Below are 12,756 nucleotides of genomic sequence, written 5' to 3' on the forward strand. Positions count from 1 at the left end.
CGCGCCGACCATTCGACACGGGTTTCTTCTATTATAAGACGTTCTATTCCAATCCTTCCGCTACTGCTTCTGGATAGTTTTCTTCTACAATATGCGCACATGAAGCACATAAGGTTGGCAGCTTTTCATCTTCTCCGACCGTCGTACGAACTTGGCGGCAGCGATCGCAAACTTCACCGTCTGCTTTTTCAATCAAGATAGCGACATCATCAAACGCCGCAGCATTTTCAGGTGCTTCTTCTTTCGAGATACTGAATGAATCAGGTGATACGATCAAGAGTTGAGCAAGGTCTGCGTCTAACGCGGTCAGCATAGCAGCCACTTGTTCATTTGGATAGATCGTTACTTTCGCTTCTAACGATTTACCGATCACTTTTTCATTTCGTGCTTCTTCTAAGGCTTTTAAGACTTTGTCACGGAAGTCCATGAAGGCTTTCCACGTATCCAATAATTCGCCTTGGTTAGGATATTCTTCATAGCTAGGCAATTCTGCTAATTGAACAAACGCTTCTTCTTCCTTCAAGTACGTCCAGATTTCTTCTGTTGTATAAGGAATGATCGGTGTCAATAATTTGGTCAATGCAACGGCTGCTTGATAGAAAACAGTCTGCATACAACGACGTTCGTAGCTGTTTTCTGCTTGGATGTATACAACATCTTTCGCGAAGTCTAAATAGAAGGAAGACAAATCAACAGTCAAGAAGTTCACAACTGTTTTATAGATTTGCGTGAAATCATATTTTTCATACCCTTCTTCACGAATCGTTTTGATCACATCATTCAAGCGAACTAGCATGTATTTATCCACGGAACGCAATTCATCATAAGCAACGGTGTGTTCTGAAGGCTCAAAGTCTGTGGTATTCGCCAACAAGAAACGCATCGTGTTACGAATCTTACGATACACTTCTGACACTTGGTTCAAAATATCCATAGACACACGCACATCGGCTTCATAATCGACACTGCTCACCCAAAGGCGTAAGATATCGGCACCCATCTGCTTGATGACTTTGTCCGGAACGATGGTGTTGCCCAATGATTTACTCATCTTACGGCCTTCACCGTCCAACGTAAACCCTTGAGAAAGAACTGATTTATAAGGAGCAACACCATTGATTGCTACACTTGTCGTGATACTTGAGTTAAACCAGCCACGGTATTGATCTGATCCTTCCAAGTACATATCCGCAGGGAATGTTAAGTTGTCCCGTTGGCGTAAAACGGCCTCATGTGAAGAACCCGAATCAAACCATACATCCATGATGTCTGTTTCTTTCGTAAAGAGACCATTAGGCGAACTTGGGTGGGTAAATCCTTCTGGCAATAAATCTTTTGCTTCCCGTTCAAACCAAACATTAGAGCCAAACTCCGCAAACAACTGCGCCACATGTTCCGTCGTTTCAGGTGTAATGATCGCTTCCCCATCTTCTCCATAGAAAATTGGCAATGGAACGCCCCACGCCCGTTGACGAGAAATCACCCAATCGCCGCGGTCACGGATCATGTTGTACAAACGCGTTTTGCCCCAAGGAATGATCCAGTCCACTTTCTCAATTTCATCTAAAATATCTTGACGGAATTTATCAATTGAAGCGAACCATTGTGGTGTTGCACGGTAAATAATTGGCTTCTTAGTCCGCCAGTCATGAGGATAGCTGTGGGTAAAGAATTCTAACTTCAACAATGCCCCATTTTTTTCTAATAATTCTGTGACCATCGGGTTCACTTTGTCGTAGAAAACACCTTCAAAACCAGGTGCATCCGCCGTCATCACTCCGCGATTATCCACTGGAGAAATAATGTCATTCCGATATTTTTTCCAAGCAAAGTAGTCATCTTCCCCGTGACCAGGAGACGTATGAACCAGACCAGTACCAGCATCCAAGGTGACATGGTCCCCTAAAATAACCAATGATTCTCTGTCATAAAATGGGTGCTGTGCAGTCATATATTCTAGGTCTTTCCCAGCAACTTCTTTGACAACCTTCGGATCAAGCCAATCCAATTCCTCAGCAACTTTACTCAATAAGTCCTTCGCAACGACATACTTTTTCCCTGCTTCTTCTACAACAACATATGTGTAGGCAGGATTTACAGAGATCCCTTGGTTTGCCGGCAAGGTCCAAGGTGTAGTTGTCCAGATAATGAAGGACGTATCTGCATCTAAGATTCCTTTGCCATCTTTCACTTTGAAGGCCACAAAAATTGAAGGAGATTTCACGTCCTTATATTCAACCTCTGCCTCAGCCAAAGAGGATTCACTTGATGGTGACCAGTAAATAGGCTTCAAGCCTTTATAAATGTAGCCTTTTTCAGCCATCTTACCAAACACACGAATTTCTGCAGCTTCATAATCAGGTGTCAAGGTAACGTAAGGATGGTCCCATTCACCAGCAATTCCTAAACGTTTGAAATCCTCGCGCTGTTTGTCCACTTGAGACAACGCATACTCTTCACATTTTTTACGGTATTCGGCCATGGACATTTCTTTACGTTTAATTCCTTTATTCGCAAGAACTTGTTCAATCGGCAGGCCATGAGTATCCCAGCCGGGAACATACGGTGCACGAAATCCTGACATTGATTTTGAGCGCACAATAATGTCCTTACTGATTTTATTTAACGCGTGACCAATATGAATATTCCCGTTTGCATAGGGAGGACCATCATGCAAAACAAATGTTGGTTTGCCTTCATTCAATTTTTGTCGTTTTTCATAAATGCCATTTTCTTCCCATTCTTTTTCCCATTGACCTTCACGGTTTGGCAAGTTCCCCCGCATAGGAAAACCGGTTTTTCCAAGTTGAAGAGTTTCTTTTGTCTTCACAATCCATCGTCTCCTTAAAAATATAGTGTTTCTGCCTAAAAAGCAGTTTACTCAGTTCTTACAATACAGCCTCCTAAGTTTCGAAGCTGTAAAACACAAAAAAACAAGCGCATCCGCAAAGGGACGAGCTTGTCGTGGTACCACCCAAATTTGAAACCTAGAAGTTTCCTCTGATCATCGGTAACGCAATGACGCGTCGACTGCTACTAAGCTTCACAATCAAATGCTCTAGAGGATCTTTCCAATTAGAGGGTCTGCCGAACTTTCACTATCATCGGCTCGCTAAAAGAATCTAATCAGCTTTTCTGTTCTAGATTGTTTATTCTTCGTCTGATTTAATTAATTCAGGAATATCAATCGTTAATCCCATGTCCTCGTCCTGAGGAACATCGGTAATTATTGGTTCATTTGAGTCTACTGCATCAATCGTATCACTGTCAAGTTCATTCGCCAAAACTTCTCTCAAAACTTCATGACCGTCACCGACATAAGAAGACATTGGCTTCAATACTTCTTCCCAGTCCCCGCTGCGCGCTTGATCAATTTGTGTTTCCAATAATAACAACAATTGTTGATGGAAGACACGCGTCTTCTTCTTCAAATCATTTGTTTCAGCAGCCAATTGACGCGCTTTAGAGGTTGCGTCCGTTAAGATTTCTTTTGCTTTATCTTCAGCCGTTGTCGTTAACAAGTTGGCTTTTTGCATTGCATTTGAGATTAATTCATCCGCACGGTTTTGCGCAGAAGTTACAATGACTTCAGATTCTTTGCTTGCAGAAGATTTTACTTTGTCCGCTGTATCTTGTGCCACAACGATTGATTGGTTCAACGCTTCCTTCAATTCATTGAAGTATTCTAATTTTTCTTCAGAATGTTTTAGTGCTTTTTCTAATTCACGATTTTTTGCGATGCTGTCTTCATAATCGCGAACGATCATATCTAAGAAATCATCGACTTCATCTTGATTATACCCACGCATTTTGGTGGAGAAACTTTTGTTTTGAATATCTAATGGAGTTAATGCCATATTATTGTTCACCTCATAAATTTATTTTCGTAAAACGCCTAAGCGCAAACGGAATTTTTCTTTCTTTGTTTTTCCTTCTAATCCTTGGATCTGAATCCGGCCAAATCCACGAACCGAAACGACATCTAGTAAATCAAGTAAATAATCTGGACGTTCATTGACTGACCAGTTTACTTTTACTTTTCCGGCTTCAACCAATTGCTTCGACCGTTGACGAGAAATATTGTAAACAGTAGAAATAATTGCATCTAAACGCATCGAAGTCGCTGTCGTCGTTTCTTCAGCCCAACTGTCTTTCGGTATGATAATCTCCGTATAAGGTCGTTCCTCTAAATGAACAGATACACGACCGATCTTCGTTACCTGACTAACGATATAGCTCGCTGAGTCCTTCGCTAAAAAGATTTGCCAGCGATCACCATCAGAAATAATATCGCCAAAATAATCCCGCTTGATCCCTGCATTCATCAATGTTCCTAAAATCTTCCCATGAGAAAGCTCTGTAAACTTCTTAGGATAATTGATCTCGATCATTACAAGTTCAAAATCATCGATCTGCGGTTCATAATACTCAGGATAAATCATGCAGCGACAACGCTCAGCATCTTCATAACCGCCATAAAAAGAAAATTTCAATTCACTGTTTTCGCGAATCAAGGTTTCTAAGATATATACTTGTCGAGGGTCTAAAAAATTCGTTAAGTAAGGCGCATATTGGCTTTCGACTTGTTCTAACCAATCGCCAACACTTTCAACAAATGGATGCTCTTCAGGTCTAAAGTGTTGATAGACATTCGCATTCATTTCGCCACCCCCTTAGAACATCAGATTAATCAGAATTCTTTGTAAAATCCTCATCGCAAAATTTAATGCAAAAATCGCTGCCATCACTGAAAAATCGATTCCACCAAATTGCAATGGCAATCGGCGAAACAAATCAAGAAACGGCTCACAAATTCGACTCAAAAGTTGTCCAAATCTAGATTGATAGGCTCCAGGGAACCATGACATCAATGCGTAGACAATCAAGATTGTCGTATAAAGATAAACTAGTCGAGTTAAAATATTAAAAAGTGTAATAATCAATTCCAAATAAGCGGCTCCTTTACATTTCTAAACCATAAATGTCATCATCAACCATTGAACTCAAAGCAGTATTGGTAATTTCAACGCTAGTCGGTGTACATAAAAACATTTCATTGCCGACACGTTTGATATCACCATCAATCATGAAAACAGCACCCGTCAGAAAATCAACGACGCGACGTGCCTTCATTTCATCTAAGGACTGGAAGTTAATCAAGACAACTTCACCTTGCCCAACTCGCTTCGCAATAGTCATCGCCTCGTTATAGGCTCTTGGTTCAACTACTGAAATACGATTTTTACTTTTTTGTTCAATTTTTGGTGCAAGTCGTTGTGCCCGACTGTTATTGTTTGGCATCGATACGACTTTTTCGTTTTTCTTTGGTGCGCTTTCAGCTTTTTTCATTACAGCTTCAGCTCTACGATTTGTCTGAGGTTCAGCAACTGGCTGAGCCTTCGTTTGAACTCTTTCTTTTGGACGTTCAATCTCTTGCTTTTGATATGTAGAACGTGGCGCTCTGACGCGTTCTTTTTTAGGCGCGCTTTGTTGTTGTGGGCGGCTAACCTGCTTCTTTGGTGCAGGTGCTGCTTCTTCGTACATATCATCATCCGCTAAACCAAAAAAATCAGTGATCTTTGCTAGACTAATTCCCATTAACTTTACCTAACCTTTCCTAAATAGTGCCGTTCCGATTCGAACAAAAGTGGCACCTTCTTCAATTGCCGTTTTGAAGTCTTGGCTCATTCCCATGCTCAATTCTGTACATGGTGCGTACTGCAAGTTTTTTTCTTTCACACTCACTTGAAGCTGTTTCAAGGTAGAAAAAATAGTGCGGACCTCCTGTTGACTTGCGTCATAAGGAGCCATGGTCATTAATCCGACTACATAGACCTTGTCTAATTTTTCCAATTCTTCAACAAAAGAATGAAGCTCTTCAGGTTTGAGCCCGTGCTTCGATTCTTCTCCAGAAACATTCACCTCAATAAAACAATGAATCGGATGCTCTGCACGCTTTTGAATTTCTTGTGCCAAGCGTAAACTATCCAACGCATGAAAGTAATCAATTTCATTTATAATCAATTTTACCTTGCGACGCTGTAAATTACCAATAAGATGCCATTTTATCTGTTGATCGTGTGAAAAACTTTGCTTTTTTTCAAGTAATTTGTCTACTCTATTTTCAGCTAAATCTGTCACGCCCAATTCAACGAGTTCTTTTGCTGCTATGGAGTCGACACTCTTGGTCACCGCAACCATCGTAATATCCTGCAAGTTACGTGAAACAAGAGCACACGACTCCTGAATCTCTTGCTCGATTCTATGCAAGTTTTCAGCGATCATGTGCTCTCCCCCTCTTATTTTCTACGGCGAAAGAATGGTGGTGTGTCTAGTTCTTCGTCTTTTTCAGGTTTAACTTCTTCACGGTTGAACGTTTCAAATTCTTTCTTTTCGATATTCTCAAATTGTGTTTCTTCAACTTTTGGGCGGATGTTTTCTTCTTTGCGAATGTCCCATTCTCCGAAAGCCGACTGACCTTCATTGTTTCTTGAAGGTTCAATATCTAAATTTTGTTTTTGAGGAACTGATTGGATTTGGCTAGCACGTTGTGTGTTACGAGTAGCCTTACGCTCCTTTTTTGTTGGATCAATTCCTGTCGCAATTACTGTAACGCGAATTTCATCGCCTAATTCTTCGCTGATCGATGTACCTAAAATAATGTTTACATCACCGGTTGCTGCATTTGCAACAATGTCAGAAGCATCTTGTGCTTCGAATAATGTCATGTCTAAACCGCCTGTAATGTTCAATAATACTTGTTCCGCACCATCGATTGAAGTTTCTAATAATGGAGAAGAGATTGCCTTCTTCGTTGCTTCGACTACGCGATCTTCACCGCTGGCAACACCGATACCCATCAATGCAGTTCCTTGATTTGCCATCACAGTTTTCACATCGGCAAAGTCCAAGTTTACATATCCAGGAGCTGTAATCAAGTCAGAAATACCTTGAACCCCTTGGCGTAGCACATTATCCGCTTCGCGGAATGCTTCAAGCATTGGCGTCTTCTTGTCAACAACTTCAAGCAAACGGTTGTTTGAGATAATTAATAAGGTATCTACATTTTCCTTCAGTAATGAAATACCTTCTGCCGCGAAACGTCCACGTTTTGGTCCTTCAAAGCTAAATGGACGCGTTACGACACCGACTGTCAAAGCACCAAGATCTTTTGCGATTTTCGCAACGATCGGAGCAGCTCCAGTACCAGTACCGCCGCCCATTCCGGCAGTGATAAAGACCATATCTGCACCTTCAAGTGCATCACTAATTGCTTGTTCGCTTTCTTCTGCTGACTTTTGGCCAACTTCAGGTTGCGATCCAGCACCTAACCCACGAGTATATTTAGGGCCTAATTGAATCACTGTTTCTGCTTTTGAATTTTTAAGGGCTTGTACATCAGTGTTTGATGCGATGAATTCAACGCCTTTGACGTTTTCTTCGATCATACGGTTAATGGCGTTTCCGCCGCCTCCGCCAACACCGATAACTTTAATAACTGCACCTTCGTTAATATTGTTATCTATTGAGAATTCCATGTTTTCTATTCCTCCTACTTCATACTAATGTAATTACTTTTTCAGGAAAAAAGTAAGCCTTCATTTTCATCCGTCTATCATTCTACTAATATTACGCTAAAGCGTAAAGAAGAAGCATCCTCTTATAAAATTAATCAAAAATATTTGAAAAGAAATCTTTGATCTTCCCAGTTACTTTTTCTTCATTTTTTGGCTTTGTTTCTTCTTCATAGTCATTTGCTGCTTCGTAATCATCATATACAGGAGCTGTTGAAACAGCATTTGTTTGAGGTGAAGTAGATAAGGACACTTTTTCACCTGTAACAGCAGATTTTGCTAAATGATACACATCACTTAGTTCAGCTGAATAATTGACGATACTGATGACATTTGTAAAGACCGGATTTCTCAATCCCATTTGATTTGGTACGTGCAGCTTCACTGTTGTCCCAAAAATATCTTCTGCTAAGTCGACCACGCCTGGTAAGCTAGCCGCTCCACCTGTCAACACAACACCGCCAGGTAAATCTAACGCTTCGATTTCATCCAATGCTTCTTTGGCTTTACGGAAAATTTGTTCCAGCCGTGCTTCGATAATCTCAGCTAGATAGCGTTCGTCCACTTTCACAGGATCTGTTTTCCCAATAACATCTACTGGGAAATCTTCGTCAGCAGACGTACGACTTGGATAGGCATCTCCATAATTGATTTTCAATGCCTCTGCATTGTTGAATGACGTATTTAAGACGATGGAAATATCTTTTGTAACAAACTCTCCGCCTTCTTGATCCACGTGAGTGAATTTTAATTGCTTATCGTGCATAACTGCCGTTGTTGTTTGACCGCCGCCCATGTCGATAACAATCGTACCAAAATCTTTCTCACCATCTGATAAAGTAGACTCTGTCAATGCTAAAGAAGTAATCACTGTTTCAGCAACAGTCAATCCTGCTTTTTCTACACATTTTGTAATGTTGTGGATAATCGTCTTAGGTCCTGTAAAGACCAGTCCGAACATTTCAAGTCGAACACCGATCATCCCTCGTGGATCCTTGATGCCTTCAAAGCCATCAACAGTAAACTCTTGAGGTAATAATGCAACGATTTGTCTTTCAGGAGGAACTGAACGAACCATTGCTGCTGAAGCGACATTACGAACGTCTTCATCCATAATTTCTTTCGATTCATTATTAACAGCGATCATTCCCTGACAAGTCTCAACTTCTAATAAGTTGGCAGGTAATCCTACGCTGACACTTTTGATCTGAATCCCGGCTTTTTCCTCGGCCTGTTTTACTGCTCGTTGAATCGCTTGTACTGTTTTATCAATATCTACGATAATCCCACGGTTGATTCCTTCTGATTTTGCGTTTCCAACACCAATGATATTCATTTGGCTATCGATGTACTCGGCAACAACAACTTTTATCGATGTTGTCCCGATATCAAGGCCTACATACATTCCTGCTTTTGCCATGAATGGGATTCCCTCCTATTTTCAAATAAATGCTTTATTCAGATTTAATATTTTAAGTTACTGTTAAGCATGAAATATAATTATTTGCAAGTAATTCACTGCCTTCAATTTTACCACATTTTGCCTAGAATGAAAAAGAAGATTCAACATTTTCTTGTAATAAATTTAATCATTCCCAGCGGGTGTTTCGGTTTGTTCTGTTGAGTCCTGCGCTGAATCTTCAGTAGCTGAATTCTCAGCGTAAGGATAGCTGTAAATCCCTGCTTCCATATCTACGACACCTTTGATTTGTTTGTCATTCATTTCTTTGGCGACCTGAGGATAATAATTCATTTTAGTGCCTAATTCACTAATACTTACCAAAACTTTATTTCCATCATTCATGAAAATTTCCAGCAATTCTTTATTCTCGCTTGTCGGAGCGTATTTGATCTGAGAAATTCCCTGTTTGACTTCTTCTGTTAATTTTTTATAGCCATCCAGTACATTTAAAATGCGTTTTGATCCAGTAAAGCTTTCCAGGATCGGTAAATCGCCATTACTTTTTTCAACTTCAACTGGTATGATTTTCCCATTAGAAATAACAGGTGAATATTTCCCATTACTTTCCAAATAAGCGACTTCCGGAAATTCTTTTACTTGCACTTCGAAATGATTAAAGCCATCAATATGGACTTCCGCATTTTCAATTTGCAATTCTTGCTTCTTTAACTTCTTGATATTATCTTGACGGTCAAAAAACTGACTCCAAAGATTATCGCCTACAGTAAAATTGAGTTCTTTTTTTATTACCTCTGCTGAAATTCTCTCATTACCTTGGACACTCACTCCGCCTAGCTTACCCAAGGGCGAAATATAATATAATAATAATAGTGCCGGTATTGAAAATAGTCCGATCAAAATTGAAGACCTGCGAACCAAACGACGATTTCGCTCGTGCTTGATGTTTGGCAGCCGCTCTAAGAAAGATCCATTTTTCGGTCCTTTCGAAGTCTCTTCTTCTTCTTCCGTGTTCTCTTCTATCTCAAATTCAGCATCGATTGTTTCCTGCTCTACTGGTACTTCGTCTTCTTCATCGGCGGGTTCATCAGTGCTTGATGTCTCCGAGTGCTCAGAAATACTGGGTGGTACTTCCGGTCCGCCATTTTCTAGTGCTTTCTGCTTCAAATATTCCATATTTGCTAATTGCCAAGGTGTTAAATTTTCTTTTTTAGGTTTTGGTTTTTCCTCTTGCTCTTTGTTTTCCTCTGGAAACTCTTCGCGGCTAATGTTCCTCACCTCCAAAAACTATTTGACGATCTCGTTTACCAATGCCCAAAGGCGCTCAGCTGCATCGGGTATCCCTTCTTGTCGAGAGGCTTTCGCCATATTTTCTCTTTTTTCAGAGTCCGCCATGATTTCATCTACAGCTTCTACTAGATTTTCACCTGTTAACTCTGCATCAGTAATCATCTTGACAGCCCCAGCATTTACTAAGCTTTGTGCATTTTTTGTTTGATGATCGTTTGTCACATAAGGACTCGGAATTAAAATTGCTGGCAATCCCAAGGCCGTAAATTCTGCAATTGATGTTGCTCCAGCCCGACCGATCAACAGATCAACATTCGCCATAACGTCTGTCATATTTTTTATATATGGTTGCAGCGAAAGGTTGTGACTGATTTTGTCTACATCGATTTTTTTAGAAATTTCGTTATAATAACGATCCCCTGAAGCGTAAAGTACTTGGTATTCTTTTTGAGAAAATTTAGGCAGTGCTTGAATAACTGCCTGATTTATTTTTAATGCGCCCTGGCTTCCACCGAAAATTAAAACTGTAGGGATATCGGGAAGTAATCCGTACTGTTCTAAAACCTCCGATTTTCCGCTAGTAACAACTTCTTGAGCTCTCGGATTCCCTACTAATACTGTTTTATTTTCTGGAAAATATTGCGCTGCATCAGGAAAACAAATCCCAATTCGGTCAGCAAAGCGACTCAAAAATTTGTTTGTGATCCCTGGAACGCTATTTTGTTCGTGAACAATCGTTGGAATTTTCATTCGTGCAGCTGCATAGACCACGGATCCAGAGACATAGCCCCCCGTTCCGATGACAACATCTGGCTTGAACTCACGTAAGATTTCTTTCGAACGCTTAATACTCTCAAGAAACAACTGTACGGTCTTTACATTATCTAACGAAAGTTTTCGTTTGAATCCTTGAATTTTGATTGTTTTAAAAGAGATGCCTGTCTCAGGCACGATTTTATTTTCCAACCCTCGATGTGTTCCCACATATAAAAATTCAGAATCCGGTTGGATTTTTTGTACGTAACGGATAAATGCTAAGGCTGGATAGATGTGTCCGCCCGTGCCGCCGCCTGTCACAAGTATTCTCATTTCATTTTCCCTACTTTTCTAACTGTTTCACAGCTTGCATAAATTTGTCTCCACGAATTTCAAAGTTGGGGTATTGATCCCAACTTGCATTAGCGGGAGAAAGTAAAACACTGTCGCCCTCTTTGCTTTGCTCATACGCCAATGGTACGGCAGTCTCAACATTTGATGTTTTAATGATTGTTTCAACTCCTGCTTGTTTCGCAGCATCAGCTAATTTATCTTTTGTTTCACCAAAAAGAATCATTGCTTTGATTCCTTCGAGTGAAGGTATTAGTTCATCAAATCCATTTCCGCGATCCAAACCACCCGCTAATAAAATCAGGCGATCATTATCGAAACCGCTTAATGCCATTTCTGTAGCTAAACTGTTCGTGGCTTTTGAATCATTGTAAAATTTCCGTCCATTGATTGTATCTACATACTGTGTTCGATGCGGTACGCCATGGAAATTACTCAATGCTGTCCGAATGCTTTTATTGGAAACGCCTTTTAATTTTGCTACAACAATTGCGGCTAGAGCATTTTCAATATTATGTGCGCCGGGTACTCCTAGTTCGGAAGCATCCATGATTTTTTCGTCTTGGTAATATAATGCACCCTTTAATAGATAAGAACCATTTCGTAATACCTCTTTAGTTGAGAAAGGAACAACAGTTGCTTTAGTTCCTCTGCTCATTTCCTGTAATTCCTCTGAATTCCAATTGAGCACTAAGTAATCTGTCGCCGTCATATTTTCTTGAATCGCCCATTTTGCCGCCACGTAGTTTTCTCGAGTCTTGTGATAATCCAAATGCGCTTCATAGATATTTGTAATCACAGCAATTTGCGGCTTAAATTCTTTGATCCCCATTAGTTGAAAGCTCGATAGCTCCATAACGATGTCATCATCTGCACTTGCCTTTGCCGCAACTTCACTACCCGGAAAACCAATATTCCCAGCTAAGTGAGCTTTTCCTGCCGCTCTTTCTTGATTCAACAATAGACCGATCATGGTGGTTGTCGTCGTCTTGCCATTCGTTCCAGTGATTCCAACGATTGGGCATTCTGCGACTTGATAAGCCAACTCCACTTCGGTCAAGATTGGGATATGCAGTTCTTCTGCTTTTGCTACTAAAGGATTATCGTACGGAATTCCAGGATTTTTAACCATCAAAGAGAAATCTTCATCCAACAATTCGATCGGATGATGTCCAGTGATCACTCGTACGCCTTGCTCCAATAACCCTTGGGCTTCTGGATTTTCTTCAAACGGCTTTCCATCGTTGACCGTAACAAGTGCGCCCAAGTCATTTAATAACTTGGCCGCACTAAATCCACTTTTTGCTAATCCTAATACTAATACTTTTTCGTTCTCATATTGTTTGATTTGTTTCATTTTCTAGT

The 12,756-nt window shown here is 40.4% G+C and carries 11 protein-coding genes; all 11 read right to left on the bottom strand.

Annotation, left to right across the window (positions count from 1 at the left end; genetic code table 11):
• Window positions 1–43 precede the first annotated feature (43 nt).
• Window positions 44–2,830, bottom strand: a complete 2,787-nt coding sequence (gene ileS, locus I592_RS10500) for an isoleucine--tRNA ligase (protein WP_010780232.1) — start codon at window positions 2,828–2,830, stop codon at window positions 44–46.
• A gap of 319 nt (window positions 2,831–3,149) precedes the next feature.
• Entirely contained in the window at window positions 3,150–3,857 is a 708-nt protein-coding gene (locus I592_RS10505; protein ID WP_010780231.1) for a DivIVA domain-containing protein, read from the bottom strand.
• A gap of 21 nt (window positions 3,858–3,878) precedes the next feature.
• Window positions 3,879–4,661, bottom strand: a complete 783-nt coding sequence (locus I592_RS10510) for a YlmH family RNA-binding protein (protein ID WP_010780230.1) — start codon at window positions 4,659–4,661, stop codon at window positions 3,879–3,881.
• A 12-nt stretch (window positions 4,662–4,673) separates the two neighbouring features.
• Window positions 4,674–4,949 carry a YggT family protein gene (locus I592_RS10515; protein ID WP_010780229.1) on the bottom strand — a complete coding sequence of 92 codons (276 nt, stop codon included), beginning with the start codon at window positions 4,947–4,949 and terminating at the stop codon, window positions 4,674–4,676.
• Window positions 4,950–4,962: 13 nt separating this feature from the next.
• Window positions 4,963–5,598: a cell division protein SepF gene (locus tag I592_RS10520; RefSeq protein ID WP_010780228.1), complete on the bottom strand. Its 636-nt coding sequence runs from the start codon at window positions 5,596–5,598 to the stop codon at window positions 4,963–4,965.
• Window positions 5,599–5,607: 9 nt separating this feature from the next.
• Window positions 5,608–6,285 carry a YggS family pyridoxal phosphate-dependent enzyme gene (locus I592_RS10525; RefSeq protein WP_010780227.1) on the bottom strand — a complete coding sequence of 226 codons (678 nt, stop codon included), beginning with the start codon at window positions 6,283–6,285 and terminating at the stop codon, window positions 5,608–5,610.
• A 14-nt stretch (window positions 6,286–6,299) separates the two neighbouring features.
• A complete protein-coding gene (ftsZ, locus tag I592_RS10530) occupies window positions 6,300–7,538 on the bottom strand; it encodes a cell division protein FtsZ (protein WP_010780226.1) in 1,239 nt (412 codons plus the stop codon).
• Window positions 7,539–7,668: 130 nt separating this feature from the next.
• Entirely contained in the window at window positions 7,669–8,994 is a 1,326-nt protein-coding gene (gene ftsA, locus I592_RS10535) for a cell division protein FtsA (protein WP_010780225.1), read from the bottom strand.
• Between the two features lie 165 nt (window positions 8,995–9,159).
• Complete coding sequence (locus tag I592_RS10540) at window positions 9,160–10,278, bottom strand: cell division protein FtsQ/DivIB (RefSeq protein WP_010780224.1); 1,119 nt, start codon at window positions 10,276–10,278, stop codon at window positions 9,160–9,162.
• A 3-nt stretch (window positions 10,279–10,281) separates the two neighbouring features.
• On the bottom strand, window positions 10,282–11,373 hold the full coding sequence (gene murG / locus I592_RS10545; protein ID WP_010780223.1) for an undecaprenyldiphospho-muramoylpentapeptide beta-N-acetylglucosaminyltransferase: 1,092 nt from the start codon (window positions 11,371–11,373) through the stop codon (window positions 10,282–10,284).
• Window positions 11,374–11,383: 10 nt separating this feature from the next.
• Window positions 11,384–12,748: a UDP-N-acetylmuramoyl-L-alanine--D-glutamate ligase gene (gene murD / locus I592_RS10550; RefSeq protein WP_010780222.1), complete on the bottom strand. Its 1,365-nt coding sequence runs from the start codon at window positions 12,746–12,748 to the stop codon at window positions 11,384–11,386.
• Between the last annotated feature and the right edge of the window lie 8 nt (window positions 12,749–12,756).

It is taken from the genome of Enterococcus gilvus ATCC BAA-350 (genome assembly GCF_000407545.1).
Classification (GTDB): domain Bacteria; phylum Bacillota; class Bacilli; order Lactobacillales; family Enterococcaceae; genus Enterococcus_A; species Enterococcus_A gilvus.

Coding starts and splice junctions, on each gene's coding strand:
- I592_RS10505 (WP_010780231.1), bottom strand. CDS start 3,857: ATGGCATTAACTCCATTAGATATTCAAAACAAAAGTTTCTCCACCAAA.
- I592_RS10510 (WP_010780230.1), bottom strand. CDS start 4,661: ATGAATGCGAATGTCTATCAACACTTTAGACCTGAAGAGCATCCATTT.
- I592_RS10520 (WP_010780228.1), bottom strand. CDS start 5,598: ATGGGAATTAGTCTAGCAAAGATCACTGATTTTTTTGGTTTAGCGGAT.
- I592_RS10525 (WP_010780227.1), bottom strand. CDS start 6,285: ATGATCGCTGAAAACTTGCATAGAATCGAGCAAGAGATTCAGGAGTCG.
- ftsZ (WP_010780226.1), bottom strand. CDS start 7,538: ATGGAATTCTCAATAGATAACAATATTAACGAAGGTGCAGTTATTAAA.
- ftsA (WP_010780225.1), bottom strand. CDS start 8,994: ATGGCAAAAGCAGGAATGTATGTAGGCCTTGATATCGGGACAACATCG.
- murG (WP_010780223.1), bottom strand. CDS start 11,373: ATGAGAATACTTGTGACAGGCGGCGGCACGGGCGGACACATCTATCCA.
- murD (WP_010780222.1), bottom strand. CDS start 12,748: ATGAAACAAATCAAACAATATGAGAACGAAAAAGTATTAGTATTAGGA.